The following is a 26,176-nucleotide window of genomic DNA, read 5'->3' on the forward strand; positions in this document are numbered from 1 at the left end:
AAACCGGGCGGCGACGGATGTGCTACGGCGTTCTGCTCACTCGTCGGGCCCGAGGCCCGCCTCCTGCATGTACTCGTCGAGCTTCTCGGCCATCGCTCGCGCGAACGCCTCGTCGTTGACGTCGGTCTCCATCTCGACCAGTTCGACGGAATCAGCCAGATGTTCTCTGAGCGCCTCGAACAGGGCTGTGTCGGCCTCGGGGTCGTGGAAGTCCTCGCCCTCGATGTCGATCATCGAGACGCCCGAAAGCGGCAGGTACAGCGCGGTCGGTCCGGTCGCCGCGGAGAGTTTCTCGGCGATAATCTCCCCCAGTTCGGCGTTCTCCTCGGGCGTGGTCCGCATCAGCGTCACCTGCGGGTTGTGGATGTGGAACTGCCTGTCCTCGAACGTCTCGGGGACGGAATCGCGCGGCCCGAAGTTGACCATGTCCAGCGCGCCCGTCGAGACGACCTGCGGCGTGCCCGTCTCCGCGGCGGCGTCGAGGCGGTCCGGGCCGGCGTTGAGCACGCCCCCGACGAGTTCGTCGGCCCACTCGGTCGTCGTCACGTCCAGCACGCCGTCGATGACGCCCTGCCGCACCAGGTCTTCCATCGCCTTGCCGCCGGTCCCGGTCGCGTGGAAGACGATCGTCTCGTAGCCCCGCTCTTCGAGGTACTCGCGGGCCGTCTGGACGCAGGGCGTGGTGACGCCGAACATCGTGATCCCGATGGTGGGTCGGTCCGCGACGGCGACGTCGGGTTCGTTCGTGACCATCCCGACCATCGCCAGCGCCGCGTTGGCGATCACCTTCCGGGAGAGCTGGTTGAGGCCCTCGATGTCGGCCACCGAGTACAGCATCATCATGTCCTTCGCACCGACGTACGGCTCGGTATCGCCGGAGGCCATCGTCGAGACCATCACCTTCGGGACGCCGACCGGCAGCGCGCGCATCGCGGTAGTCGCGATCGAGGTGTTGCCCGACCCACCCAGTCCGAGCACACCGTCGAGTTCGCCGTCGTCGTGCATCTGCCGGGCGATCGCGGCCGCGCCCTCGCCCATCGCCTCCATCGCCTCGCCGCGCTCGGCGTCCTCGCGGAGGCGCTCCAGCGTCGTGTCGGCAGCCTCGGCGACCTCGCTCGCAGTAGTGTCCGGATCGATCTCCGGGTCGCCCAGCACGCCCGTGTCGATCACGTGTACGCCGACCCCTTGCGAGCGGAGGACGTCCCGCGCGAATCCGATCTCCTCGCCTTTCGTATCGAGCGTGCCGACGATGACGACGGTCATCTCAGAGGTCGATCTCCTTGAACTCGCGGGCCTGGTTCTCGATGGCCTCCTCCGTCGGGAGGCGCTCGATGCTGGAGGCGCCGAAGAACCCGACGACGCCCTCGGTGTTGTTCAGGACGTACCTGGCGTCGTCGGGCCAGGCGATCGGGCCGCCGTGACAGATCACCATGACGTCCTCGTTGATCTCCTTGGCGGCATCGTGATGTGTCTGGACGCGCTCGGCGGCGGCTTCGAGGTCCAGCGCGGTCTCGGCACCGATGTCTCCCGAGGTCGTCAGACCCATGTGCGAGACGATCACGTCCGCCCCCGCTTCGGCCATCTCGCGGGCCTGTTCCTCCGTGAAGACGTACGGGCAGGTGAGCATGTCCTGCTCGGCGGCCTCTTGGATCATGTCGACTTCCTTGTCGTAGCCCATCCCCGTCTCCTCGAGGTTCTGCCTGAACCCGCTATCCTCGTCGATGAGGCCCACTGTCGGAAAGTTCTGGACGCCCGAGAACCCGCGCCGTTTCAGGTCCTCGATGAAGACGTCCATCTGCCGGAAGGGGTCGGTCCCGTTGACGCCCGCGAGCACGGGCGTGTCCTCGACGACCGGGATGACCTCGTGACCCATCTCGACGACGATCTCGTTGGCGTCACCGTAGGGCAACAGCCCGGCCAACGACCCGCGACCGTTCATCCGGTAGCGCCCGGAATTATAGATGATCAGCAGATCGACGCCGCCACGCTCGGCGAACTTCGCCGATATTCCCGTCCCCGCACCCGCACCGATGATCGGGTCGCCGTGCGATACCGTTTCCTGTAGCCGGTCGAGCGACTCCTGACGTGTGAACTCCATGTGTCATGTATTACCGTCACATCCCACTGTCATCAAATTTTTGATAACTTCGGCGCATCACGAGATTGTGAAATATTAACCATTATTGTTCCCAGCGACCGGGAGTTCGGCCCGTCAATTTATTGTGTGGCCCCCTGAGAGGATACCTGCAATGTCAGACGAAGTCGTTGATTTGCTCAGACAGGCGTACGCCGATGAGGTCGAGACCGTGATGAACTACCTCGCGAACGCGATTTATCTGGAGACGTTCGACGGCGAGGACATCGCCGAGGACCTGATGGAAGACGTCGAAGAGGAACTGGGACACGCCGAGGAACTGGGCTATCGGCTCCGCTACTACGGAGAGGTGCCACCGGCGTCGATGGACATCGAACCGGCACAGGACATGCTCCAGCCCCCCGAAGACAGCACTGACGTTGAGGCAGTCATCGACGGTGTCATCGAAGCCGAAGAAGAGGCGATCGGAACCTACGAGGCGCTGGTCGAAGCGGCAGAGGAAGCCAACGATTACGTCACCGCCGACCTGGCGACGGAACTGCTCGCCGATGAGCAGGCACACAAGGCGGCGTTCCTCAGCATCAAGAAGTCCTTCTAGGTCGCGCGGCCACTACCTCTTTCCCGGACGAGGGCGTACTCGCTGCCGATGACTTCCCCCGCTGTTCGCGCTGTGTTCGTCGCTGCGGTCTTGCTGGGCGGCGTCGCAGCCGGTCCCGCCCTCGCCGGCGACGATGCGCGCGCGGAACTCGGTGCGGAAACGTTCGCCCAGAGCGACCTCGACCCGGATAACATCGTCCTCGATCTACGTCTCGAGCCGGACGGCACCGCGGTCTGGTCGGTCTCCTATCGGGTTGAACTCGCGACGGACAACGAGACGGCGGCCTTCGAGCAACTCCAGGCCGATATCGCGGACAACACCACGACCTACACCGCGGCCTTCCGCGACCGCATGGAGCGCACTGCACGGACTGCCGAGAACGCTACGGGCCGGTCGATGGCGATCGAGAACCTCTCGGTGTCGACGAGCGTCGAAAGCCTCCAGCAGTACGGAACTGTCACCTATCGGTTCTCCTGGACCGATTTCGCTGCGATCGACGGTGAGACGGTTCGTGCCGGCGACGCTCTCGGCGGGTTCTTCCTCGAAGAAGACAGTCGGCTCGTGATCAGCTGGCCCAACGGCTACAGTGCCGACACCGTCTCACCGACGCCCGACGACCGACGCGACCGGACCGCAGTCTGGGAGGGTCCGATCGAGTTCGGTCCCGACGGACCGCAGGTCGTCGCCAGCCCTGCCTCCTCGTTCCCGACGCTGGCTGTCGGTGCCGTTGCCGTCCTCTTCGTGATGGGCGTTGCCGCAGGCCTGTGGTGGCGAGCGCGCGACGGTGAACCGACAGGCGACGTCGAAGCCGCGGACGCCGCGCCCGAAGGCGCCAGCGACGCCGGCGCGACAGCCGACTCCGGGCCGGACGAAGAACTGTTGAGTAACGAAGAACGGGTCCTGCGACTGCTCGACGACCGGGACGGACGCGTCAAGCAGCAGGAGGTCGCCGCCGAGTTCGACTGGACCGACGCGAAGACCAGCCAGGTCGTCAAGACCCTCCGTGAGGACGGCCGCGTCGAGGTCTTCCGACTCGGCCGCGAGAACGTCCTCGTCGATCCCGAGGAGAGCGAGTTATAAATATTTCGTTCGTTCACGTCGGGTTTCACTTGAGATCGGGTGGCTGCGACGGGATAGAAATCCGCTTAATCCCGCTTAATCGGGGGAAGAGGTGTGCTGTTTATAGGTGTCTGTAGCGTCAAGTGGTGGGTACGATGCGTTCACTACCGACCCGAGTGGCGCTGGTGGTCGTCGTCGCGGCACTGTTCGTAACGCCGGCGGCGGCACTGTCGCTCTCGGGAACGAATCAATCCGCCCCACAGACGACCGCCGACGACTCGATCGCTCCGGGTGCTCAACTCGCCGGCGTCGTCGCCGTCGGACAGACCGAAATCGACGGCGCGGTCGAGGGGCGAGCCTTCGGTCAGATGATCGCCGCCGCCGAGAGCAACGCGAGCAAGGCAGCCGTCGTCGCTGACCGGTTGCCCGCCATGACCGACCGTCTCGACGACCTCCGCCAGCAGCGCGAGGAACTCCGGACGGCCTACGAGAACGGCACGCTCGACCGTGACACGTACCGAGCGAAGATGGTGGCTCTCGCCTCCCGTATCCAGCAGATCGAACACCGACTCAATCAGAGCCGCGCTGTTGCTGGTGCGTTGCCCGAACAGGCACGTTCCGCTGCCGGGCTCGATATCGACAGGGTCGACCGCCTCCGCGAGCAGGCCGGCGAGATGCGCGGCGGGGAAATCGCCGAGATCGCACGCGGAATTGCCGGCCCCAACGTCGGTATGGGCATCCCCGACAGCCCCGGTGGTCCACCGGCCGGTGTCCCGGGGAACTGGAGCGGCGGCCCCGGCGGACCTGGCGACCCCGGTCCGCCGAGCGACGACTCGCGCCCGAATCGGTGACGGCACCTTCGAAATTCGTCTGATAGTGACCGTTGTAACGATTTACCGGGCGACCGCACGACTCCGTGCGGTCGATCCCGAAAGGACGTACAACGGTCACTATCTTGATTCAGCGTGAGAATCCCCCCCTTCCCGTGAGGGACGGGTGTTCCGACGCTTAGTCGGAACCGAGGACCGAACAGGGCGGGCGTGAATCGCGTACGCTCCGTTACCCAGCCGACAGTGTTTCTCCCGGCAGGATATTCCACGCTGACCCGTAACAATTAAATCATTATACTGTCATAGGCTATGTATAGTGAATCTGGTCACGACACGCACCATTACAGCGGCACTCACAAATGATCGTGAGGGTGTCGTGTGCGACCTTGATTCACTCGCTCGTTCCGGCAGTAAAATCTGGAACGTTGCTCGGTGGACCGCTGACCGTATCTGGGACGAAACCGGTGACATACCCGATGAAGGACCGCTCAAGTCCTATATGAAGAACCAGCCGTGCTGGAAAGATTTGAACGCCCAATCAAGCCAGGCAATCGTAGAAGAATTGGCTGGCGCTTTCCAGTCCTGGTTCGAACAAGACAACCCAAACGCCAACCCACCGGGCTACCGCAAGCACGGTGAAGAACGCCCACGCTCAACAATCACGTTCAAAGAAGATGGCTTCAAACTCGATACGAAACACCAGCAAGTCCGCCTCTCGAAAGGGCAAAACCTGAAAGACGGGTGGAGCGACTTCATCCTCTGCGAATACGATACCGGTCCAGACGCAGACCTGACTGCCGTCGAAGACGTACAACAAGTCCGCATCGTCTGGGACGGTGAGCAGTGGGAACTACACTTCGTCTGTAAAGTCGCTATTGATACCGCTGACTCAACTGGTGAAAAGACGGCTGGCGTTGACCTCGGTATCTGCAACACTGCGGCTGTCTCTGTTGGTGACGAGACCTTGTTGTATCCCGGCAATGCCCTGAAAGAAGACGCCCACTACTTTCGCCAGGAAGAATATGACACAGAAGGTGAAAACGGTCCAAGCGCCCACGCTGAGTGGGCACGCCGAAAGAAATCCCGGCGACAAACTCACTACCTGCACGCACTGTCGAAAGACATCGTGGAGCAATGTGCAGACCGGGGCGTGGAGACGATAGCTGTTGGGCACCCGAAGAACATCCGCGAAGATGAAGACTGGGGACGGCACGGGAACAAGCGCCTGCATGACTGGGCGTTTGAAACCGTGCTGAGTCACATTGAGTACAAGGCCGAAGAACGTGGTATTGAGGTGGAACGAGTTGACGAGTACGAGTTGGCCACGTCGATAACCTGCTGTGCGTGCGGGGTGAAAGCCGATTCGAATCGTGTCGAGCGTGGCTTGTACGTGTGTGAAAACTGCGAGTTAGTGGCGAACAGCGACCTGAATGCAGCGGAGAATATGCGTGCGACGGTAACTCCGAATCCTGCTGAGGATAGGAGTAACGGCTGTCTGGCCCAGCCATCGGTGCGCCTGTTCGACAAATCCACGGGGCGAGTCGCCCCTCAAGAACAGGTCTGCCCGTAGACCAGCAAATATCCCAACGCTTGCGGTGCGGTTCGGGAAGCCCCGTCGTCGTCGGGTGGTTCGAGAGAGCGAAGCTCTCTCGTCATCACGAAAGGCGCTCGCGCCTTTCGAACGACTACGCCCGACTGCCTGAGGGATCTTCGATCCCTCTCCGTTCACGACGGGGAGGAGGTCACGACCGCTTTGGACAACAGCATCACCACTCTTACAGCCGAGTCTGATCCCAGGTGTATTAGAATATTTATTCGATAATATGAAGGCGTGGAGTTGCGATGACAGCCGCAATTTTGGGGAATCAGAATTCGCTCAGGGAGGCGTGACTGGTGTTATGATCGGGAAAAACGTTATTTTCTAGTTCTTCGACCGTCGTTTCAAAGACCTGCTTCGCGTTCTCGTTCAAGTCGCCAAGAACCGCCTCTCGACCAAGACCGGCTGCCCCGATTCCAACACTTCCTGACCCAGCCAGCGGGTCAAACACTTTGTCCCCTGGCTCGGTAAAGTGCTCGAGTAAGACGCCCACGACTTCCAGTGGCAATCGCGTCGGATACTTTGGCATCTCTTTCAAGTAATTCCGTTTGATGTCCAGAACAGACAGGTTCGCTTCGCCTTCCTGACAGTGGTCGAACGAACACTCGTTCGAATAAAACCAGTCGTCGCCCTTCACCATCCAAAACAATTCGTACACGTTGTGTGCGGGGCGTTTCTTGCAATACGGGGCGAAGTTATACGCCCAGTATAGTTTTCCCTCTAACCGCCACGTGTCGTGGTCAAGCACCATCTGGTGGAGCAAGTGACTGTTGTCTTTCCCGGAGAACACGATCGCCTGGCCGTTTGCGTTCGTGTTCCGTGCGAGAACGTCCAGCAACTGGTTTATCTTATCGGAATATTCGTTCGTCTCCCATTCGACATATCCATCGACCACACGCGACACATCACGATTGTAGTTGCCCGCTTTTCCGTCGAATTCGAGGCCGAATGGGGGGTCAGTGATCGCAATATCGGCGTCTACATCAGACCATTCTTCCATATCCTGCAGTTCGTAAACGAGGTCCCCACGAGATTTCGCGGAAGAGACATCACTCATGCCACACAGTTACGAGATGGGGGGATAAATCTGTTTTCGAATCTCTCGACGGCCTAATATCCGATGATTCATCATAATATACACTATAACTTTTATTCTGCACAAATATGGGGAGTCCGATCACAGTGTCCCACGCAATCGTTCAATGGAAAAAGCAAGGACGATCCCTCGGAACCACTAGGCCTGCACTTGCACGGCGTCAGCGAGCGCTTCACTGCCGAATGTGTGGTTTCGGCCGTCGATCTACGGGCCGCGAGATGCGGATATGCTCATCACGCTGGAGAGGATCGACGGCAGCGGCAAAACGAGCGCCTGGGAGGCGCTCCGGAGAGCCGAGTTTGGCGTCGAGACGTTCACGCTCGAACCGACCGACTCGTGGTACGGCGATGCAGTCGCCCGTTCGATCGGCGTGATGTCGTTGAAACCGTCCGTGAACGACTCTGATTGGCTCTGCATGTTTCATACTGTCGGCTGTAACAAACTGAAGGAGTTCGCCACCCCGGGTGGCGAATATCTTTACGAACTTACAGCCGACAGTATCAGCCGGGATACCGTGTGAAGTACCTCGGGGACAAGCCCCGAGGCTTCCCTGTTTAGGGCCGCATCGCACCGGCAAGGGAATGTAATTCCCCTCGACCCATTCGTCTTTAGCTAAGACTCACACCTCGGTTGCGTGGCGGTAGCGAGCGTCTCTTGTAAGATCGGTCGTTGCTGGTGGATCTTCTGTGCGTCTTCGATCAGCCGCTCCAACAGCGGCGGTGGCGAGTAGCCAAGGTACTCACCGAGTTCGTGGAGGATGAGCTGGGCGTGCGACCGGAAGGTCGCCGCCCAGCGTTCCGGCGGAAACACGATCTCATCGTCAGCCTGCTCGGTGACCAGATCCAACAGCTCACGACTCACCAGCAGTGACAGCAACGCCGCATACAGCAGAATCTCCACGACATCCGGGTCGCTTGTGTCGAATTCATCCAGTTCGTACTGTGTCTTCAGCTCACGGAACAACGTTTCTACTTCCCAGCGACACCGATACAGCGTTGCTAGATCTGCCGGGAGAAACTCCTCTCTCGGCAGATTCGTGATGTAGAGATGGTAGTCGTCGGCGTCCTCGTCGCGGACGCCGACGACGCGGAACCGCTTCGTATCCAGCGAGCGCGTCCCTTCGTACGGTCCTCGCTTGAACTCCGCCTCGACCTCTACGTCGATGTACTTCCGCGAGAGGTCATCGACCACATCGTGGATCTGCTTGCCCTCCAAGGGAATGGCGCGCCCGCGCCATTCCCGTAATTCCTCTGTTATCACCGGGTTCGCGCTCTTCTTCAGCCGACTCACGAAGTAGCCGTCGTTCTCGTCGATTAACGCGAAGCGGCGGTACTTGAAGTACGCTAGATCGAGCAAAACGAGCCGTCCTTGCAGCCACGAACCTGTATTGAACAACGTGCTGTCGTGCGTTTTCTCGTCTGTTACGTCGATCCGTTCAATTGTCTTGTCGGTGGCGTTATGGAGCAGGTGGAGCGTCGCTCCAGCCTGCTCCTCGTGACGGGCTTGGAACTCATCAGAGAGGAACTCGTGGAGCCGCAACACCGTTCCATCAGCAATCATCACGTCCCTGAATCGGTCGATATCAGCGTCAACAGCGTCGGGAACAGCGACCTCGTCGAGACCGCGCTCAACGAGGTCGCGGAGGTACTCCGCCAGCGTCGGTGTCAACCGGTGATAGAAGCCACCGGGCGAGATCGTTTCGTCAGCTGTGGAGTTGTAGCTGCGTCTGAACCCAGCGAGTGTTCGGCTCTCGCCTGCGGCGAAGCCGAACACGAGCGCCCACACGAGGACTGGAACCTGGAGTTTTCCCTCTCGTTCGACCACGCCGAGTTCCTCGGCGTGCTCTTCGAGGAACTCGGAGGGAAACAGTGTAGTGAGCCGACGCATAACTCTCGATGAGGAGGTTTTAGTGTGCACAACCGACACCTCCTCATTCCTCTCGAAAAGAAGCCTCGATAAGCTACTGCTGTACTGCGGTTCTTCTCTTAGCTAAAGACGGATGCCCCTCGACCTTCCCAGATGGGTCGGCTGGAATTAACACCCGAACACGCCGATGTGTCCGTGAGGGCCTGGACCTCCACCAGCCCACGACAACTCCCGTCTCACGCCCAATGGACGGTCTTGAGAGGAGTCGCATTTCCACACTACCGAACGGCCAGCAAAGGAATTGAGATGTTCAATTCCATATTTTGAGGGTTGTTCTCTGGCCGTTACAGCTCTATTTGTCGCCAAGGGTATTAAATATCGCCTTACCGGGGTGAAAGTGAAAGTGAGCGTACGGCCTTCACCCTCGGGGTCAAGTGGTTCGAGAATCCCCGATTCTCGTCATCTGCTCACGGCGCTTGCGCCGTTCGCAGGTTCGTGGGACTTCGTCCCACGCCCATCACGGAAATCTTCGATTTCCGTACGACCCCGAGGCACTCGGCCTGCTCCGCCTGTAGAGGACAGTGACGGCCGATGCGACCGATAACGGATTTCGGGAGTCTCTGAACGTGCAGAGTAAGGTATTATGCAGTGCCGGGTCGACATCCAGTCGTCATGCACTCTCTCGGCGAGTACTTCGACGAGTTCACCCACCGAGACTGGCAGACTCTCGATCCAACTGCCGTCGACGACACAGTCAGACTTGCAGTCGTCGGCCTCGGCTGGTTCACCCGCGAGTGGGCACTTCCAGGTATCGAGCGCTCGGGGTTCACCGAGGCGACTGTTGCAATCGACATCGACTCAGATGCCGTGGCCACTGTCGCGAACGAGCACGATCTCATAGGACTCACGCCCGAAGAATTCCGTAATGGGGTGGCCAGCGAGGCGTACGACGCGGTCTACGTCGCGACGCCGAACGCGAACCATCTCGAATATGCCGAAATCGCAGCCGATCAGGGCACTGCTCTCCTCTGTGAGAAGCCGCTGGAGGCATCTCTTGACCGAGCGAGGCGCCTCGTGACCGCTTGCAACGACGCTGATATCCCCCTGATGGTGGGATATCGGATGCAGACCGACCCCGCAGTGCGTCGTCTCAAAGAACTGCTCCGCGAGGATTTCATCGGTGATGTCCTCCACATTCACGGCACCATGTCACAGATGATGCTCGGAGAGTTGAGCGAGGAGACCGATCAGTGGCGATTGGACCCCGACCTCTCGGGCGGGTGTGCACTCATGGACCTCGGCATCTACCCACTCAACACGACGCGGTTCATCCTTGACGCCGACCCGACGGAAGTGTACGGTCACACACGCTCGGAGCATGACCCCTTCGAAGAGGTCGACGAACACGCCACCTTCCAGTTGCGATTCCCCGATGACGTTCGCGCGCTCTGTTCAGTGAGTCAGAACGCACAGCACGCCAGCCGACTTGAGATTACTGGCACCGACGGACAACTCATACTCGATCCCGCGTTCTACGAGCGGGAAGCCCGCGAACTCACACTCGTCCGCGATGGCGTCGAGTCGGAAATCGAATTCGATCCCGTCCATCAACTCGAAGAGGAGTTCGCGTACTTCGGCCATCACCTGCTGACCGACACCAATTTTGTCCCCGATGGCGAGCATGCACTGGCCGACATGCGCATCCTCGATGCGGTGTACGAGTCCGCAGCCACCGGCATTCCCATAGCCGTCGAGTGACCGTCGTGTTCAGACTCATAGTGACTCGTCCGTGTGCGAAGGGAGCCGAGTCATGGGCGTTACAGCCCGGATGCCGCGCTGGGCGGCCCTCAGTGGCCGGCTGAGGCCCTCCGTGAGCGACTGCTATCGCCGGACAGCGACCGCACCGCATCACTATCAGGAATCGTCGGGTTCCAGCGATTCGAACAGCTCCAGAAAGTCCTTTTCAGCCGTCCCGCCTTCGACCGAGTAGGCGACTGTCGTGTCAGTCGTTTCCCGTCGATCGCGTCCGTGACCGTTATGCTGCTCGTGTACTCGCCCGCAGCGGCGTCGGTCGAGAGCGTCACATTCCAGAACAGGTAGATCTCCGAGACGGACTCGTTCGAGCCGATCGGCCGGGTTATGTCGTCGGACAGCGTGTCGATCGTCGTACCGTCCCCGTTACATCCTGCAACGAGCATCGCAACGGTGTGGCCACCTGCTGTGAGCAGTTGTCGCCGTGTTTGAGACGCCATATGTGTTATTTTATAATATTTCGTATGTATCCACTGCCAGACTATGGGGGATTTCAAAATCAGATCAGTCACTCGAATCGGTAACACCGACGTCACTGGGCCGCTTTTCAGGCCAGCGGACGTACGAAGAGTCATAATGAACATGCTCGTCGACGGCGAGTGGCGGACAGACGTCTACCGGACGACCAACGAGGACGGAGAGTTCGAGCGCCAGGAGACGGCGTTCCGTGACTGGGTCCGCGACGACCCCGACGCGCGGTTCCAGCCGGAGGCCGGCCGGTATCACCTGTACGTCTCGTATGCCTGCCCGTGGGCCCACCGGACACTGATCGCGCGGAAACTGCTCGGACTCGAGGACGCCATCAGCGTCGACGTGGTCGATCCTTACCGCGGAGAGGACGGCTGGCAGTTCACGCCCGAAAAGGACGGCTGTACCGAGGACTCGCTGTACGGCTCGGACTATCTTCGGGAACTGTACGTGAGAGCCGACCCCGAGACGGCCGGTCGGGTGACCGTCCCCGTGCTCTGGGACACACAGACGGAGACGATCGTCAACAACGAGTCCAGAGAGATCCTGCGGATGCTCGATACCGAGTTCGACGACGTCGCGGACCGTGACGTCGACCTCTACCCGAAGGGGTATCGCGAGGAGGTCGACCGGATCATCGACGAGATCTACGAACCGATCAATAACGGCGTTTACCGCGCCGGATTCGCCGACTCACAGGCCGCCTACGATCGGGCTGTCGAGGAGCTGTTCGACGCCCTCGACCACTGGGACTCGGTACTTGCCGACCAGCGCTATCTCGCCGGCGACCGCCTGACTGAAGCCGATGTCTGTCTGTTCACGACGCTCGTCCGTTTCGACGAAGTCTATCACACGCATTTCATGTGCAATCACCGACTGATTCGGGAATACGACGATCTCTGGCCGTATCTTCGGGACGTGTATACGACCGGGAATATATCCGAGACAGTATACATGGACCACATCAAGGAACACTACTACACGACCCACCCCGACGTCAGCCCGAAGCGGATCGTCCCGAAAGGCCCCGATCCGGATTTCGAGAAGCCCCACGACCGGGACGAACTGCCGGGCGAGCCGCCGTCGAGACAGTCGCGCTAGCCCAGTAGCGCAAAGGCCATCAGCAGCCCGAAGTACAGCACCACGAGCACGCCGACGGCGGCGATCCGGTAGCGCCTGAGCGGCTCGGCTTCGGCCTCGTAGGCGGACTCGAAAGCGTCCCGTTCGGCTTCGTCGAGACGATCGGGATGGTCGAGCCCGCGATGTAACGCGAGCAGCCGCCGTTCCGGAAACGGTCGTCCACAGTCGGGACACTCATAGACCGGCTCTCCGGGCGGGACGTCGTACGTTTCACTGGTCATATCAGAGGAACGGTGGTTCGATAGTCGGTTGCGAGACGATGAACAGGCTCGAGATCGTATAGAGGACCATCACGACAGTGTAGGGGTACTGGCTGCGGATCGCCTGCAGCCGTCCGGGGAAGCTGTCGAACGCGACCGCGTGGGCGGTCCAGATAGCCAGGACGTGTCCGAGCAACACGCTCGCCAGCGCGACGGCGTCGAACCACCCGGGCAGGGCGAGCACCGGAACAGTCTCGCGAAGCGCCAGCGGCGTCGCCGCGGTCGCGATCAGTGACGGGGCCAGCGACAGGAAGTACTCGAGGTAGTGTGCGAGGTGATACCCGGCGGCGATCGCGAGCAGCGGCGGGGCGAACCGGCGGGCGAGCGTCGCCGTCGAGAGGTAGGTCCCGGCGAGCTGTCGGCTGTAGCGCGTCCCGAGCAGGTAGACACCGACGAACAGCAGATACCCGGCCACCAGTACGACGAGATACAGCACGAGCGGCGGGACGCCGGCCTCGACGATCGGGGCCACGGCCGACTCCCAGGCCGGCGTCGCGACGAACCCGTCGTAGGTCGTCGCCCACACCAGCGCGATCACGAACCCGACCTCGTCGAACCCGTCGACCAGCCGCGTCTCCGCGAGCGCGGTCCCGGGCAGCCGGAGCCTGATCGAACCGCCCTCGCGAGCCAGCGGCGCGAGTCGTCCGTAGTACCGGAAGACGCGGGCGATCGGATCGACCGTCTCGAACCACCTGTCCGGGCCGTAAGCGATCGCGCCCGACAGAGTGACGGCCGTGTATCCGGCGACGACGGCCGCGAGCGTCCGCGGGTCGCCGGCGACCGGGCTGACGACCTCGATCCAGATCAGCGCGAGCAGGCCGACGACGCTCGGCCACGCGCCGAGTCGGTCCGGGTAGAGCCGGTCTAGCGACGAGAGCGAGTCCGCGACTGTCCGCCAGGGATTGAGGGCGGGCCAGACGGAGCCAACGAGATACGTCGACATCGTGAACCCGGCCCACCAGCCGACCCACACCAGCAGGACCGCCGCGTTCGAAGCGCCGCGTTGCGGGCCGACGACGCCGACGACGAACACCCAGAGCAACCCGACGACGCCGACGAGGGACAGGACCGATCCCAGTCGCGATGCACCGGGGACCGGAGCCCGTCGTCGCCACTCGTGGACCGCGGCAATGAGCGCGCGGTCGGTGACCAGCGAGGCGAGCAGAAACGACGCGCCGATCGCCGCGCCACCGGTCACCAGAAACAGCCACGTCGGGACGGCGACGGCCTCGCGGCCGCCACCTCCGAGCGCCGCGCCGTGTGCCGCGACCGATCCGGTCGCAACGACGGCCAGCCCGAGCAGGCCGGCGACTCGACCGTATCGACGGTGACACCGACGGCGACCCATATGCCTCACGGTTGGGTGCCCCGCTGGTGAATAGCTTCCGGACCGGAATATGAGCAAACACCCCCGTATTCAGGGAGGTTTTAATATCCGGCCCGCTACGGGTGGGTATGAGCACCGCAGATTCCGAGGACCACGGAGGACACCACCTCCCCGCAGTCGAGGACTGGCCCCGCGGATTCGGCGAGGCGAGCTGGTGGCCCTTCGTCACGGCCGTCGGCGGAGCGTTGGTCTACGTCGGCGTAGCGCTTGTCATCTGGAGCAGCAGTTCGAACCCGACGCTGACGACGGTCGGCGGGACGGCGGTCACGCTACGGGTCGCCGCCGGTGGCGTCCTCTCGACGAGCGTCCTGCTGTTGCTCGGCGGGATCTACGGCTGGCTATATCACGCGTTCGTGGCTACCTATTGGGAACACGGTACCGAACAGCGAAGCAGCAGTTCGCTCCGGTTCGGGATGGTGCTGTTTCTCGGCTCGGAGATCGCGACGTTCGGCGCCGGTTTCGTCTACTACTTCTTCATCCGGTCCGGCGCCTGGAGCACGGACGCGTTCCCCGAGTTGCTCGGCAGCCTGGTGTTGATCAACACTGCCATCCTGCTGGCGAGTAGCGTGACACTGCACTTCGCCCACGTCGCGCTACGGAACGGCAACCGCCGGCGGTACGTCCGCCTGCTCGGGCTCACGCTCCTGCTCGGACTGATCTTCATCGGCGGCCAGGCTTACGAGTACTATGAGTTCATCGTTCACAAGGGCTTCACGGTTCAGGGCGGGGCCTTCAACAGCGCGTTCTACGGGCTGACTGGACTCCACGGGGCGCACGTCTCGCTGGGCGCGCTCCTGCTCGGGATCGTCTTCGTCCGTAGCCTCATGGGCCAATACACCCAGGACCGCCACACGTCCGTCAGCACCGTCTCGATGTACTGGCACTTCGTCGACCTGGTGTGGGTCTTCCTCGTCGTCTCGCTGTACGTCGGTGCTGAACTCTGATCAGTCGAGGTCCGGGTTATCTGAAGGGTATCTCTGATCGGTACCAAAACTATTTTATAGGATTCTGGTGTGGTATCGAGGCGAGGGATAGTGTCGCACGCGGGGGAAAGGATCACCGACCGCACCGGGGGAGACAGGCCGTCGACCCACCTGGGGGGGCTGTTTGGGGGTGGCACCGACGGAAAACGACGATCCGCGGTCGGCTGTGGCCCCGCGCCAGCTTCCTGGCGCACTATCCCGGTTCTCTCTCGACTGATTCATCGTGAGCCTCGCACGGGGTGTTATCGCGACGATGATACGATATAGGGCAGTCGATACGGTACCGATTTGCCGGTGTGACTGCACGATGGCGTGCGGTCAACCCGGAACGGACAGACACTATCAGTCCGCTGCGGCATCGCTGATCCCCGAGTTCTCGATCCAGAGATCGCCGAAGAGGTCGTCCTGCGAGAGCAGGACTTCGCCCCGATGGGACAGAAAGAGCAGTCCCAGAAACGTCTCGACGCGGGAGCCCCCGACGTCGCTGATCTCGCGATAGAGCACCTCCGACCGACCGGCCTCGTACTGCTCGGCGAGCGCCTGTTCGACGCTGTCGATTATTTCGTCGATGTTTTCGGCGTGGGCCGTTCCCGTCACTTCGGCCGCCGTCGGCTCCTCGTCCATGCGGAGGTCGTCGGCGCTCCGGTAGTCGAGTTGCTGGGTCCCGCGCTGGTAGCCCTGCGGCGAGTCGCTGGTGTCGTACTCGCGGGACTCTTTCCACCAAGAGTCGCGTTCGGCGTCGCGCAGTTCGTGGACGAGTTCGTCCAGCGTCCGGGGCATCCCGCGAGCGCGCTTGCGTTCGAGCCGGCGGTCGATCTCCGCGTCGAGCTGGTCGAAGGGATCGACGCCCAGTTCCTCCTCGCCCAGCGGCTCGACCCAGGGTTCGTCGTCGTCCGGTTCCTCTCGGCCGTCGTCGCCGTCCAGCAGGGCGTCGCTTTTCATGCGCACGAGGACGCTCGCGTAGAACAGCGCCCGGCCCGAGGTCCGCAGGTCGGCCGACTCGAGCGCGTCGAGGAACTTGTCGGTCACCCGGACGACGTCGATGTCCCAGGGATCGATCTCGCCGTCCTCGGCCAGCTGGACCAGCACCTCGACCGGTTCGATGTCGCTATCAGCGGCGTCCGGGCCGGCTGGCCCGCCGCTGTCCGGTTCGCCACCTGCGACGACGCTCGTGCCGCCGTCGGGCAGACTCCGCTCGTCGTCCCGTGTCTCGTGGCCCGCGATGTCCAGTGGAATCTCCTCGCTAGTCATGACTCACCTCCGACGTTCGAGACGCTCGACTGTCGGAGACGCTCACTGCCGTTCGCGTCTCCCTGCTCGCGGGTCGATCCGCTCGCGGGTCGATTCTCTCCCCGCTCGCGTTCGAGGATCTTCACTTCGTTCAGATCCTCGCTAGTCTCGCGGGTCACTCCGTTCCCCGCTCGACTGTCGGAGACGCTCACTGCCGTTCGCGTCTCCCTAGTCATCGGCAGGAACACCTCCAGCACTCAGGTCGATCCCGGTGACCGCCGAGACGTTGTCCTGTTGCATGGTGACGCCGATCGCCCGCTCGGAACGTTCGAGCAGTGCCGAGCGATGGGAGACGACGACGAACTGGGCGTCGCCGGCGAGTTCGTCGACCATCTCGCCGACGCGCTCGGCGTTCGCCGCGTCGAGGAACGCGTCGATCTCGTCGAGCGCGTAGAACGGGGCCGGGTTGTGGCGCTGGATCGCGAAGATGAACGCGAGCGCAGTCAGCGACTTCTCGCCGCCGCTCATGGCGTTGAGCCGCTGGATCGGCTTGTCGCCGGGCTGGGCCTTCATCGTCAGCCCGCCGTCGAACGGATCGTCCTCGTTTTCGAGATAGAGGTGGCCCGTCCCGTTCGAGAGCCGCTCGAAGATCGACTCGAAGTGGTCGTTGATCGACTCGAAGGCGTCCATGAACGTCTCCTTCTTGCGGGCCTCGTAGGTCTCGATCCGGTCGCGGATCCCGTCTGCCTCCTCCTGGAGCGTGGCACGCTTCGCCTCTAGGTCTTCGAGGTCGGACTGGACGTCGTCGTACTCCTCGATCGCGAGCATGTTGACCGGCTCCAGTTTCTCCATCTCGCTCTCCAGGCGGCCGATCCGCGATTCGACCGTGTGATGATCGGGGATCTCCTCGGGATCGTAGTCGCCGACCTCGCTCTCGAGTTCGTCGATCTCCCAGTCGAGGCGCTGTTCGGTCTCCTCGAGTGCATCGATCTCGCTCTGGACGCTGTCGACGGCCGCCTTTTGCTCGTCGCGCGCCTCCTTGGCGTCGCTCAGTTCCGCCCGGAGATCCTCGCGCTCGGCCTTGAGGTCGGCCAGTTCGTCTTCGAGGTCCTCAACTGCGGTTTCTTTCCCTTCGAGCAGGTCCGCTTGCTTCTCGATCTCGCTCTCGAGTTCGGCGATCTCCTTCTGGCGGTCTGCCTTGCGGTTCTGGGCAGTCTCGATCTTCTCGTGGAGCTCGTCGATGGCGTCCTCGGCGTACTCTTTCTCCAGCTGTTTCTCGTTCAGGTCCGCGTCGAGGTCGTCGACCCGGTCCTGCAGTTCGTCGATCTCGGCTTCGATCGCCTCGGCCTCGTCGGTCAGCTCGGGCAGCTCCGAGTCCTCGATCTCGGCTTCGAGATCGGCGATTTCGTCTTCGATCTCCTCGATCTCGGCTTCCTTCGCCTCGATGTCGGCCTCGATCTCGTCCATCCGCTCGGAAACCTCCTCGCGTTCGTCCTCGATCGCTTCGAGGTCGGCCTCGAGATCGGCGATCTCCTCGCGGACCTCCTCGCGCTCGGCCTCGCGCTTCTCGATCTCGGTTTCGATGTCCCGGACCTGCTCGGCCGCGTCGGACTTGCGGTCGCGGGCGTCTTCCAGCCGGTCCTCGACGTCCCGGATGTCGTCCCGGACGTCCTGGCGCTGGTCCTCGAGTTCGTTGATCCGCTGGGCGACCCGTTCGAGTTTGCCTTCGCTGCCCGCGAACGAATAGCGAGAGCCGCTCTTCGAACCACCGGTCATCGCGCCGCTTTTCTCGACCAGATCACCGTCAAGCGTCACCAGCCGGAACTCGCCCATCAGATCGCGAGCCGTTTCCATGTCCTCGACGACCAGCGTGTCGCCCAGCACGTACGAGAAGACCGGTGCGTACTCGCTGTCGAACTCGACGAGATTGTAGGCGAAATCGACCACGCCCGGGAGGTCCGGCTCCGCCGGGAGCGAGCGGTGTTGCATCTCCGTGATCGGCAGGAAGGTCGCCCGCCCGGCGTTGCGGGACTTGAGGTACTCGATGCACTGCTGGCCGACCCCGTCGTCCTCGACCACGACGTGTGCCATCCGCCCGCCCGCGGCTGTCTCGCAGGCCGTCGCGTACTGGCCGCCGACGCTGCCGAGCTGTGCGACCGTCCCGTGGACGCCGTCCATGCCGGCGTTGAGAACCGTCGTCACCGCCCGCCCGTAGGAGGTGTCACCGCTGTCGTCGGCTTTCGCCTCTAGCTGGGCGTACTCCTGCTGTTTGGCGCTGATCTCGTCCTCGATGGTCTCGAGGTCCGATTGCAGTTCGCGCTTCTCCTCGGTGAGATCGGCGACGACTTCGGCGATCGTCTCGCGGTTCTGCTCGGCCTTGTCAAGTTCCGCACGCAGGTCCTCGAGCTCGGCCTCGATCTCGGGGATGCGAGCCTCGGCCTCCTCGATCGCCTCCTCTTTTTGGCGCTGGTCGTTCGACCGCCGCCGCGCTTCGTCGAGCAGTCGGTCCTGCTCGTGCTGGAGTTCGCTGCGCTCGGATCTGGCGTCCGCGAGATCCTCCTTGCGCGATTCCAGCTCCTCGCGGACGTCCTCGAACTCCTCGCCCAGTTGCTCGATCTCGGCCTCGACCGACTCCAGTTCGGCCTCTTTCTCCTGGATCTCGGCCATCAGCGAGGACTTCTCGACTTTGATCTCGCGGATCTCGCCCTCCAGATCGTCGATCGTCTCCTGCTTGCGATCGATCTCGACGAAGGCCTGCCTGCGCTCGTTCTCGGCGTCTTCGAGTTTCTCTTCGGCAGTGGCGACCTTGTCTTCCAGCCGGGAGATCTCGCCTTTGACCTCTTCGATCTCCCGTTTGAGCTGGAGCTGTTCGTCCTCGCCCTTGCGTTCGATCTCGCGGTTGAGTTCGGCCAGTTCGTCCTCCAGCCGGACGACCTTCCCTTCCCGTTCGTCCAGTTCGGCCTGCAGTTCGGCGAGTTCGTCGTCCCTGTCAGCGATCTCCTCGCGGACGTCGTTCACCTCCTCGCGTTTGTCCTCCAGTTCGGCGGCCTTCCGGTAACCCTCGTATTCTTCTTTCTGCTCGCGCAGGTCCTGATATTCGAGGGCGGTCTCGCGTTCGTCCTCGAGCTGATCGAGCCGGTCCTGTTTCTCCTCGATCCGGAGGTCGGCCTCCTCGATGCGGTCTTCGACGACGTCCAGTTCCTCGAAGGCGTCCTCTTTCTTTTCGTCGAACTCGGCGACGCCCGCGATCTCGTCGATGATCTGCCGGCGGGCGTGAGGCGTCATGTTGATGATCTCGGTCACGTCGCCCTGCATGACGACGTTGTACCCCTCGGGCGTGACGCCCGCCTGCGCGAGCAGGTCCCGGATGTCAGAGAGGTTGACCGACCGACCGTTGATGTAATAGTAGGAGTAGTAGTTGTCGTCGGTCTCCTTGACGCGGCGCTTGATCGTGATTTCCCCGACCTCGCCGATCTTGTCGGTGCCGGCGGCGTTGACGACCTGCGAGCGCTCCAGCGCTCGATCAGTGTTGTCGAGCACGACCTCGACGCTGGCCTCCCGCTCGCCGGCCGTCTCGGCGCTGCCGTCCTGATGGCCGGGGTTGTAGATGAGGTCGGTCAGCTTCTCGGCACGGATGCCCGAGGTGCGGGCCAGCCCGAGTGCGAACAGCACGGCGTCGATGATGTTCGACTTGCCCGAGCCGTTCGGGCCGCTGATGGTGGTAAAGTCCTCGTAGAAGGGGATTTTCGTCTTCCGACCGAAGCTCTTGAAGTTGTCGAGTACGAGCTCTTTGATGTGCATAGGGTGTCAATGCTCCGCAGACGCCGGTTGGGCACCCGGTGGCGTCATGCCGGAGTCGGTCTCATGCGATGATGATGTCCGAATCGCCGTCCGTCTCCGGTTCCTCGTCGTGTTCGTCCGTTGGGTCGGCTTCCTCGGTGTTAGGTTCTTCGGCCGATGGTGGTTCTGTCTCCGGGTCAGTCTCCGACGAGGCCGGGCTGAATCCCATGTCTGCATCGACGGCGTTCTCGAGTTCGCGGATGCGAACCTTGCACTCGACCAGTTCGTCGGTCAGTCCGTCGACGGTCGCCTGCAGTTGATTGACCTGCTCTTCGAGCTCTTCGACGCGATTGCCGCACATATCCCTACCACGCGCCCCCGTCCGCATAAACTTACGTCAGACATTCACATAGTAACTGATACGATCGGCGGTCGTGGACGCGAAAGGGGACGACTCGGTAGCCGCGGACGCGAACGCTTTTCCGGATCCGGGTCGCTCCTTCGAGTATGAAACGAGGGGGTACGGACGAGCAGAAGCGCGCCGCGGGCGAGTCGGCGGCCGACACCGTCTCCGACGGCATCGTCGTCGGTCTCGGAACGGGAAGCACGACTGCCTACGCGATCCGCGAACTCGGGAGACGCGTCGACGCCGGGCTGGACATCGAGGGGATCCCGACCTCCTACCAGTCCCGACAATTGGCCCGCGAGATCGGGATCCCGCTGACGACGCTTGACGACGCGAGGCCCGAGGTAGCGATCGACGGTGCCGATCAGGTCGCCGGCGGGACGCTGATCAAGGGCGGCGGTGCGGCACACGCCCGGGAGAAACTCGTCGACGCCGCCGCCGACCGGCTGCTCGTGGTCGTCGACCCGACGAAGGAGGCGGACGTTCTCGATCACCCGGTGCCGGTCGAGGTGCTCCCGGACGCTCGCCGGACCGTCGCCGACGCGGTGGCCGACCTCGGTGGCGACCCGCAACTGCGGGCGGCCGAGCGCAAGGACGGCCCGGTCGTCACCGACAACGGCAACCTCGTGCTGGACTGTGACTTCGGCGAGATCGGAGACCCGGCGACGCTGGCGAGCGACCTCTCGGCGCTACCGGGCGTACTCGAACACGGCCTGTTCGTCGACCTGGCCGACGAGATCCACTGCGGGACGGCCGACGGCGTTCGCGTGACCCGCCTCTAGAGAACGAAACCGGTCTGCAGGATCGCGATCAGCGCGGTCAGCGTCGGGATCGAGACGAGCGTCGAGGTGAACACGACCGTCGAGACGTACGACTCGGGAGTGACGCCCTCGACCGAGCCGCCGGAGAACTCGCCCACGAGGATCAGCGGTGTCACGGCCGCCGGCGTCGCACACTCGAGGACGAACACGCGGGCGACGGTCGCCTGCGGCCCTTCCAGTCCGAGTCGGGCAAAGGCCGCCAGCGAGAGCAACGCGACGCCGACGGCGACGGCCGGCGCGAGCGCCATCTTCAGGGCGTTCGCGCGGACGACGCTCCCCAGCGCGGCCCCGAGATCGGCGTTCGACAGCTGGACCCCGAGCAACAGCAACATCACGGGGATCGAAGCGTTGCCGACCATCCCGACCGTCTCCATGGTCGCGCTCTCGGCGGGCGGCAACAGCCCCAGCGGCCCCGCGACCAGCCCGACGGCGACGGCGTAGACGAGCGGGATCGAGAAGACCCGTCGCACGCCGGCCAGCGCGCTCTCGTCGCGACCGCGGGCGGCGAGATAGACCCCGAGCGTGTACAGCAGGACGCTCTGGACGACGATATACAGCACGGCGGTCGAGCGACCGACCGCGCCGAAGGCGAAATCCGACAGCGGGATGCCGTAGTTGCCGGCGTTGCCGAACGAACTCGTCAGGACGAACGCCCCGAGCAGGGGTTCGGTCTCGCCGGCGATCCGGCCGATCCCCTCCGCGAGCGTAGCCATCGTCAGCGTGAAGCCCGTGACGCCGATCGCCAGCCATAGCAACGTCTCCCCGCCGAGCGGCGTGGTCGCGACGCTGTGAAAGACCAGCGCCGGCGCGAGCACGTAGACAGTGATCGTGTTCAGCGGCCCGGCATCGACGTCCTGCGTTCGACCGAGAGCGTACCCCACCGCCGCGATGGCGATGATCGGCGCGATGGCGGTCGCGAAGATCGACAGCAGGTCCGAATCGACTGGCGACACGAACGGAAGTCGCGCCGGGGCGTGCTTGTGCGTTGTGGATCGTTCCCGGGGTTTGCACGTCGCGGTTTGACTCGCGGCACGTGCGTCGTGGATCGACCCGATTTTTGTCCTCCGAGCACCCACTGCGAGATATGGCCAAACAGCCACACCTGCTCGTCGAGGAGGGCGACATTCACGATCTGGCGCTCGTGCCGGGCGATCCCGGCCGCGTCGACCGTATCGCCGACCGCTGTGAGGACGTCGAACTCGTCGCACAGAACCGCGAGTACAAGCTCGTCAACGCCACCTACGACGGGCGACCGCTGACGATCTGTTCGACCGGAATCGGAAGCCCTTCGGCCGCGATCGCCGCCGAAGAGCTGGCCGCTGTCGGCGTCGAAACCCTCGTCCGCGTGGGGACGACCGGCGCGCTCCAGCCGGGCATCGAGATCGGCGATATGATCGTTGCGACGGGCGCGGCCAAAGACGAGGGAACGACGAAACGCTACGAGTCCGCGACCGTCCCGGCCGTTCCCGACTACGAGGTGCTCTCCGGACTCGTCGATGCGGCCGAACGGATCGAAGACGAGACCGCGGGCGGGGCCGTCCACGTCGGTCCGATCGCGACCGACGACGCCTTCTACGCCGAGACCGACGAGTACGTCGATGCCTGGGAGGCGGCCGGACTGCTGGCCGTCGAGATGGAAGCGGCCGCGCTGTTCACGCTCGCCCGTCGGAAGGGGCTCGCTGCCGGTGCGATCTGCACTGTCGATGGCAACCTCGTCGAGGGGGCCCAGAAGGGCGAAACCGAATCGGAGGAGCTCCCCGAGAAGGCCAAGAACAACGTCGAGCGTGCGATCGAGATCGCGCTCGAGGCGGCGACGGGACTGTAGCGCGGACCTCGTCGTCGACCTGCCGCCAAAGCGGAGGCTCGTGACCGGAACGGGGCCGCGGATTTTTTGTCCCTGTAGGCGGATCGGACGGTAAACCATGCTCGGCCCGGTCGATAGCGTGCGAGGGCTCCCGAGGCGGATCTCCAGGCTGATCCACGAGAAGGTTCGGGCGTTTCGCCGGTGGATCGAGACGACCCACAATCTGATCCACCTCTCGGTGCTCCTCGCGCTGCCGCTGTTGCTTGGATCCGTGACGGCGCTGTCGAACGCGATCGACCTCCTGCCGTTTCTGCTCTTCCCGCCGCTTGCGTCGGGATCGTACACGCTCTTTTCCAGTCCCGAGAGTCGCTCCGCCTCGCCGCGCCGGTTCGTCGGCGGACTCACGGCAGGCGCGTTCTGTGGCTGGATCGCGCTCGAACTCGCGTTGCGCTACTGGTATCAGCCCCGGCCACAGGCGCTCGCGGCCGATCCGGCAGCCGTCGCGCTGGGGCTGTTCCTGACGGGCGTCGTCACCTGGGCGCTCGACATCGAAGAGGCGTCGGCGTTCTCGACGGCGCTTCTGGTGCACGTCACCGGTGCGGACCAGTTCGCCTACGTCCTCAGCGTCGCAGCGTCAAGCGCGCTGGTCGCCGCCGCGTTCGTGCTCTGGCGCGACAACGTCTACGAACAGCGCGCGAACATCCTCTACGAGTCGACACGCGGCGACGATCACGTGCTAGTCCCGACGGGCGGCCCCCACGAAGACGCGACCGCGATGCTGGGTGCGCGACTCGCGGCCGCCCACGACGCCGGGAAAGTCGTCCTCTGTGACGTCGTCGCCGACGAGGACATCGCCGCTCAGGAACAGGCACTGCTGGAGGGGCGTGGAGAACCCGTCGACGAGGGGATCGATGCCATTGTCCCGCAGGCCGACCCGACCGGCGTCCAGCCCGGCGACGTCCACCAGAACTGGGCCGACTTCGAGCGCGAATCCCCGGACCACAGTCAGGGGGTCGATGCCGGTGACATCAGCCAGGACTGGGACGCCTACGACGCGGACACGATCCGAGAGCGCGCACGCGATCGTGCCGTCGCCGTGTCGGCCGCCACGCTCGAATCGCGTGCCGAGCGCATCGAGAGAGACGTGGGCGTCCCCTGTGAGGTCGTCGTCGCCGCCGGAAGCAGGTCCCGCGCGCGGACGATCTCCCGGACGGCCCGCGAGACCGGCTGTGACCTGATCGTAGCGTCCTACGAGACCGACAACGGGGATCTCGCACCGTCGGTCCGCGAACTATTCGAGAGCGATATCGACGTGCTCGTCCACCGGTCTGCCGACGAACGGGCTCGCTGGTCACGTGTGCTGGTGCTGGTGCGACGGGCCAGCGACGTCGCACACGCCATGATCGACTTCGCGACGCGACTGACCGGCGACGACGTCAGTCTGTGTCGCTGTATCGACGCCGAGCGCGAGCGCCGCGACGCCGAGGAGATGCTCGCGAACCTCGCCGGGACCGCGGACGGGAACGTCGAAACGCGGGTCGCTCGCGCCGACGTCGTGTCGTTCCTCGAGGCGAACGCCGCCCAGTTCGATCTGGTCGTGCTCGGATCGAGCGGGGACCGAAGTGCCGCTTCTCGATTCCTCACCCCGCCGACCTACGAGCGACTCGGCGAACTCGACATCGACGTCGCGATTCTCGACCGGGGGCGATAGGATCCGTCGACGACTACCCGTCGTCGGTCTCGTCTTGGGCGATCTCTTCGACCTCTTCGCCGGAGGTGCCCAGGATTCGATCGGCGACGGATTCGACCTCCGCCTGCCCGAGCGCCGACTGGACGAGCAAGTGCCCGCCGATGACTGCGGGGCTGATGACGGCATCCGCGCCGGCTCGCCGGAGTTTGTCGATGTTCTGGCGGTCGGTCGCCGCCGCGACGATCCGGATATCGGGGTTGAGCTCCCGCGCGGTCAGGATGGCGAGCGCGTCCTCGGCGTCGTTGTTCGTCGCCGCCACGACGCCGGTCGCGCGTTCGATCCCGGCGTCGTGCAGCGGCTGTTCGTCGCTCGGGTCGCCGATCAGGACGTTGATCTCCCGATCCCGGAGCGAGGAGGCTCGCTCCCTGTCCGGCGTGACGACGATAAAGGCGGTGCGCGCTTCGTCGAGTCCTTCGAGGATCGGTTCGGTCAGTTCGCCATATCCCATGACGATGATGTGGTCTTCGAGCATGCTGAGTTGTGCCTCCGACATCTGTCCGAGCGCGGCCGCGAATCTGGCCTCGATCGCCGGGCCCAGTAGCGTCCCCGCCGCGACACCGAAGCTGGCGACGCCGACGACCAGCACTGACATGCTGAACAGCCGCCCGATCTGACTGGTCGCCGTGAAGTCGCCGTAGCCGACCGTCGAGGCCGTTACGAGCGTGAAATAGAACGCATCGAGCACCGTATTCACGCCGGGAAACTCCTCGCGCAGGGCATAGGTCCCGACGGTGCCGTAGATCTGAGCGCCGATCAGTGCCGACAGTGCTGCCAGCTGACTGGTCGACAGCTCCCACGACTCGGTGTACTGGCTGCGCCCGGCCGAGACCAGGGGAATCGACACCACCGAGAGCACGACCAGCGGCGTCGAAGCCGGGATCGGAACCTCGATCAACGGGACCGGGATCGTTCCGGGTTGGACCAGTCCCTGCAGTGCGGTCACCGGCAGCAAGACCAGCGTCGAGTACCAGGCTGCACGGAGTCGCTTCCGAAGCCCGTAGGCACTGGTCAGCATGAGAAAGCCGGTCATCGCGCCGGTAAACCCAGCGAGACGCTGGATTGACTTCGGGACGTATGCGCTCAGTAGGGCCACTTCCTGGGACGCGATGTTGACGACTCCGACAGCGAACGAGAGCACCGCGACGACGGTCACGAGCCAGACCGTCGCTCGCGCTCCCGGATGCCGGATCATAC

The 26,176-nt window shown here is 63.5% G+C and carries 23 protein-coding genes and 1 pseudogene; 11 read left to right on the forward strand and 13 right to left on the reverse strand.

Going from position 1 to position 26,176, the window contains the following annotated elements; genetic code table 11:
* Positions 1-36 precede the first annotated feature (36 nt).
* Positions 37-1,263, reverse strand: coding sequence for a Tm-1-like ATP-binding domain-containing protein (locus HSR122_RS07805; RefSeq protein WP_229109022.1), 1,227 nt, complete (start codon positions 1,261-1,263; stop codon positions 37-39).
* A 1-nt stretch (position 1,264) separates the two neighbouring features.
* Positions 1,265-2,098: a phosphoenolpyruvate hydrolase family protein gene (locus HSR122_RS07810; protein ID WP_229109023.1), complete on the reverse strand. Its 834-nt coding sequence runs from the start codon at positions 2,096-2,098 to the stop codon at positions 1,265-1,267.
* A gap of 151 nt (positions 2,099-2,249) precedes the next feature.
* Here HSR122_RS07810 and HSR122_RS07815 point away from each other — a divergent pair, with 151 nt between their 5' ends.
* From HSR122_RS07815 to HSR122_RS07830, 4 genes are all read left to right on the forward strand, one after another.
* On the forward strand, positions 2,250-2,693 hold the full coding sequence (locus HSR122_RS07815; RefSeq protein ID WP_229109024.1) for a ferritin-like domain-containing protein: 444 nt from the start codon (positions 2,250-2,252) through the stop codon (positions 2,691-2,693).
* A gap of 48 nt (positions 2,694-2,741) precedes the next feature.
* Entirely contained in the window at positions 2,742-3,773 is a 1,032-nt protein-coding gene (locus tag HSR122_RS07820; protein ID WP_229109025.1) for a helix-turn-helix transcriptional regulator, read from the forward strand.
* Positions 3,774-3,907: 134 nt separating this feature from the next.
* A complete protein-coding gene (locus tag HSR122_RS07825; RefSeq protein ID WP_229109026.1) occupies positions 3,908-4,603 on the forward strand; it encodes a hypothetical protein in 696 nt (231 codons plus the stop codon).
* A 292-nt stretch (positions 4,604-4,895) separates the two neighbouring features.
* Positions 4,896-6,152, forward strand: a complete 1,257-nt coding sequence (locus tag HSR122_RS07830; protein WP_229112195.1) for an RNA-guided endonuclease InsQ/TnpB family protein — start codon at positions 4,896-4,898, stop codon at positions 6,150-6,152.
* Between the two features lie 295 nt (positions 6,153-6,447).
* On the opposite strand, the gene HSR122_RS07835 is transcribed toward HSR122_RS07830, so the two are convergent.
* Positions 6,448-7,236 carry a DNA methyltransferase gene (locus tag HSR122_RS07835; protein WP_229109027.1) on the reverse strand — a complete coding sequence of 263 codons (789 nt, stop codon included), beginning with the start codon at positions 7,234-7,236 and terminating at the stop codon, positions 6,448-6,450.
* Positions 7,237-7,501: 265 nt separating this feature from the next.
* Here HSR122_RS07835 and HSR122_RS07840 point away from each other — a divergent pair.
* Positions 7,502-7,642, forward strand: a pseudogene (locus tag HSR122_RS07840) (dTMP kinase); the annotation flags it as partial.
* Positions 7,643-7,887: 245 nt separating this feature from the next.
* Here the strand turns inward: HSR122_RS07840 and HSR122_RS07845 are convergent.
* The gene (locus tag HSR122_RS07845) at positions 7,888-9,162 is read right to left on the reverse strand and encodes an IS4 family transposase (RefSeq protein ID WP_229109028.1); all 1,275 of its coding nucleotides are present in this window, start codon (positions 9,160-9,162) and stop codon (positions 7,888-7,890) included.
* Between the two features lie 651 nt (positions 9,163-9,813).
* Between HSR122_RS07845 and gfo6 the strand changes: the two genes are divergently transcribed.
* Positions 9,814-10,899 (forward strand): D-xylose 1-dehydrogenase Gfo6, encoded by a 1,086-nt coding sequence (gene gfo6 / locus HSR122_RS07850; RefSeq protein WP_229109029.1) that lies wholly within the window; start codon positions 9,814-9,816, stop codon positions 10,897-10,899.
* A gap of 89 nt (positions 10,900-10,988) precedes the next feature.
* On the opposite strand, the gene HSR122_RS07855 is transcribed toward gfo6, so the two are convergent.
* Positions 10,989-11,465 (reverse strand): hypothetical protein, encoded by a 477-nt coding sequence (locus HSR122_RS07855; RefSeq protein ID WP_229109030.1) that lies wholly within the window; start codon positions 11,463-11,465, stop codon positions 10,989-10,991.
* A 64-nt stretch (positions 11,466-11,529) separates the two neighbouring features.
* Between HSR122_RS07855 and HSR122_RS07860 the strand changes: the two genes are divergently transcribed.
* Positions 11,530-12,522, forward strand: coding sequence for a glutathione S-transferase family protein (locus HSR122_RS07860; RefSeq protein WP_229109031.1), 993 nt, complete (start codon positions 11,530-11,532; stop codon positions 12,520-12,522).
* Here the strand turns inward: HSR122_RS07860 and HSR122_RS07865 are convergent.
* Positions 12,519-12,782: a C2H2-type zinc finger protein gene (locus HSR122_RS07865; protein WP_229109032.1), complete on the reverse strand. Its 264-nt coding sequence runs from the start codon at positions 12,780-12,782 to the stop codon at positions 12,519-12,521. The two genes, HSR122_RS07860 and HSR122_RS07865, sit on opposite strands and share 4 nt — an antisense overlap.
* Before the next feature lies 1 nt (position 12,783).
* Entirely contained in the window at positions 12,784-14,169 is a 1,386-nt protein-coding gene (locus tag HSR122_RS07870; RefSeq protein WP_229109033.1) for a hypothetical protein, read from the reverse strand.
* 107 nt (positions 14,170-14,276) lie between these two features.
* Here HSR122_RS07870 and HSR122_RS07875 point away from each other — a divergent pair, with 107 nt between their 5' ends.
* Entirely contained in the window at positions 14,277-15,152 is an 876-nt protein-coding gene (locus HSR122_RS07875) for a cytochrome c oxidase subunit 3 (RefSeq protein WP_229109034.1), read from the forward strand.
* A gap of 381 nt (positions 15,153-15,533) precedes the next feature.
* Here the strand turns inward: HSR122_RS07875 and HSR122_RS07880 are convergent, their stop codons facing one another.
* The 4 genes from HSR122_RS07880 to HSR122_RS07895 form a co-directional block, all read right to left on the reverse strand.
* Entirely contained in the window at positions 15,534-16,442 is a 909-nt protein-coding gene (locus HSR122_RS07880; protein WP_229109035.1) for a segregation and condensation protein A, read from the reverse strand.
* Entirely contained in the window at positions 16,439-16,657 is a 219-nt protein-coding gene (locus HSR122_RS07885; RefSeq protein WP_229109036.1) for a hypothetical protein, read from the reverse strand. Before HSR122_RS07885 ends, HSR122_RS07880 begins: the two co-directional genes overlap by 4 nt.
* A complete protein-coding gene (gene smc / locus HSR122_RS07890; protein WP_229109037.1) occupies positions 16,650-20,222 on the reverse strand; it encodes a chromosome segregation protein SMC in 3,573 nt (1,190 codons plus the stop codon). Before smc ends, HSR122_RS07885 begins: the two co-directional genes overlap by 8 nt.
* A gap of 61 nt (positions 20,223-20,283) precedes the next feature.
* Positions 20,284-20,562, reverse strand: a complete 279-nt coding sequence (locus HSR122_RS07895; RefSeq protein WP_229109038.1) for a DUF7518 family protein — start codon at positions 20,560-20,562, stop codon at positions 20,284-20,286.
* 146 nt (positions 20,563-20,708) lie between these two features.
* On the opposite strand from HSR122_RS07895, the gene rpiA reads away from it, so the two are divergent.
* Positions 20,709-21,389, forward strand: a complete 681-nt coding sequence (gene rpiA / locus HSR122_RS07900; RefSeq protein WP_229109039.1) for a ribose-5-phosphate isomerase RpiA — start codon at positions 20,709-20,711, stop codon at positions 21,387-21,389.
* Here the strand turns inward: rpiA and HSR122_RS07905 are convergent.
* Positions 21,386-22,381, reverse strand: a complete 996-nt coding sequence (locus tag HSR122_RS07905) for an AEC family transporter (RefSeq protein ID WP_229109040.1) — start codon at positions 22,379-22,381, stop codon at positions 21,386-21,388. The two genes, rpiA and HSR122_RS07905, sit on opposite strands and share 4 nt — an antisense overlap.
* A gap of 131 nt (positions 22,382-22,512) precedes the next feature.
* On the opposite strand from HSR122_RS07905, the gene HSR122_RS07910 reads away from it, so the two are divergent.
* Positions 22,513-23,253: a nucleoside phosphorylase gene (locus tag HSR122_RS07910; RefSeq protein WP_229109041.1), complete on the forward strand. Its 741-nt coding sequence runs from the start codon at positions 22,513-22,515 to the stop codon at positions 23,251-23,253.
* A gap of 97 nt (positions 23,254-23,350) precedes the next feature.
* Entirely contained in the window at positions 23,351-24,943 is a 1,593-nt protein-coding gene (locus HSR122_RS07915) for an HPP family protein (protein ID WP_229109042.1), read from the forward strand.
* Positions 24,944-24,956: 13 nt separating this feature from the next.
* On the opposite strand, the gene HSR122_RS07920 is transcribed toward HSR122_RS07915, so the two are convergent.
* Positions 24,957-26,174: a DUF7126 family protein gene (locus tag HSR122_RS07920; protein WP_394355519.1), complete on the reverse strand. Its 1,218-nt coding sequence runs from the start codon at positions 26,172-26,174 to the stop codon at positions 24,957-24,959.
* Positions 26,175-26,176: the final 2 nt, after the last annotated feature.

The sequence above is a fragment of the Halapricum desulfuricans genome (assembly GCF_017094525.1).
In the GTDB taxonomy this organism is placed as follows: Archaea; Halobacteriota; Halobacteria; order Halobacteriales; family Haloarculaceae; genus Halapricum; species Halapricum desulfuricans.

What these genes read in the sequence shown, in the direction of transcription:
- smc (WP_229109037.1), bottom strand. Translation starts at nt 20,222, where the DNA reads ATGCACATCAAAGAGCTCGTACTCGACAACTTCAAGAGCTTCGGTCGG.
- HSR122_RS07845 (WP_229109028.1), bottom strand. Translation starts at nt 9,162, where the DNA reads ATGCGTCGGCTCACTACACTGTTTCCCTCCGAGTTCCTCGAAGAGCAC.
- HSR122_RS07865 (WP_229109032.1), bottom strand. Translation starts at nt 12,782, where the DNA reads ATGACCAGTGAAACGTACGACGTCCCGCCCGGAGAGCCGGTCTATGAG.
- HSR122_RS07920 (WP_394355519.1), bottom strand. Translation starts at nt 26,174, where the DNA reads ATGATCCGGCATCCGGGAGCGCGAGCGACGGTCTGGCTCGTGACCGTC.
- HSR122_RS07910 (WP_229109041.1), top strand. Translation starts at nt 22,513, where the DNA reads ATGGCCAAACAGCCACACCTGCTCGTCGAGGAGGGCGACATTCACGAT.
- HSR122_RS07895 (WP_229109038.1), bottom strand. Translation starts at nt 20,562, where the DNA reads ATGTGCGGCAATCGCGTCGAAGAGCTCGAAGAGCAGGTCAATCAACTG.
- HSR122_RS07885 (WP_229109036.1), bottom strand. Translation starts at nt 16,657, where the DNA reads ATGACTAGGGAGACGCGAACGGCAGTGAGCGTCTCCGACAGTCGAGCG.
- HSR122_RS07880 (WP_229109035.1), bottom strand. Translation starts at nt 16,442, where the DNA reads ATGACTAGCGAGGAGATTCCACTGGACATCGCGGGCCACGAGACACGG.
- HSR122_RS07915 (WP_229109042.1), top strand. Translation starts at nt 23,351, where the DNA reads ATGCTCGGCCCGGTCGATAGCGTGCGAGGGCTCCCGAGGCGGATCTCC.
- rpiA (WP_229109039.1), top strand. Translation starts at nt 20,709, where the DNA reads ATGAAACGAGGGGGTACGGACGAGCAGAAGCGCGCCGCGGGCGAGTCG.
- HSR122_RS07810 (WP_229109023.1), bottom strand. Translation starts at nt 2,098, where the DNA reads ATGGAGTTCACACGTCAGGAGTCGCTCGACCGGCTACAGGAAACGGTA.
- HSR122_RS07820 (WP_229109025.1), top strand. Translation starts at nt 2,742, where the DNA reads ATGACTTCCCCCGCTGTTCGCGCTGTGTTCGTCGCTGCGGTCTTGCTG.
- HSR122_RS07860 (WP_229109031.1), top strand. Translation starts at nt 11,530, where the DNA reads ATGAACATGCTCGTCGACGGCGAGTGGCGGACAGACGTCTACCGGACG.
- HSR122_RS07835 (WP_229109027.1), bottom strand. Translation starts at nt 7,236, where the DNA reads ATGAGTGATGTCTCTTCCGCGAAATCTCGTGGGGACCTCGTTTACGAA.
- HSR122_RS07815 (WP_229109024.1), top strand. Translation starts at nt 2,250, where the DNA reads ATGTCAGACGAAGTCGTTGATTTGCTCAGACAGGCGTACGCCGATGAG.
- HSR122_RS07870 (WP_229109033.1), bottom strand. Translation starts at nt 14,169, where the DNA reads ATGGGTCGCCGTCGGTGTCACCGTCGATACGGTCGAGTCGCCGGCCTG.
- HSR122_RS07805 (WP_229109022.1), bottom strand. Translation starts at nt 1,263, where the DNA reads ATGACCGTCGTCATCGTCGGCACGCTCGATACGAAAGGCGAGGAGATC.
- HSR122_RS07825 (WP_229109026.1), top strand. Translation starts at nt 3,908, where the DNA reads ATGCGTTCACTACCGACCCGAGTGGCGCTGGTGGTCGTCGTCGCGGCA.
- gfo6 (WP_229109029.1), top strand. Translation starts at nt 9,814, where the DNA reads ATGCACTCTCTCGGCGAGTACTTCGACGAGTTCACCCACCGAGACTGG.
- HSR122_RS07875 (WP_229109034.1), top strand. Translation starts at nt 14,277, where the DNA reads ATGAGCACCGCAGATTCCGAGGACCACGGAGGACACCACCTCCCCGCA.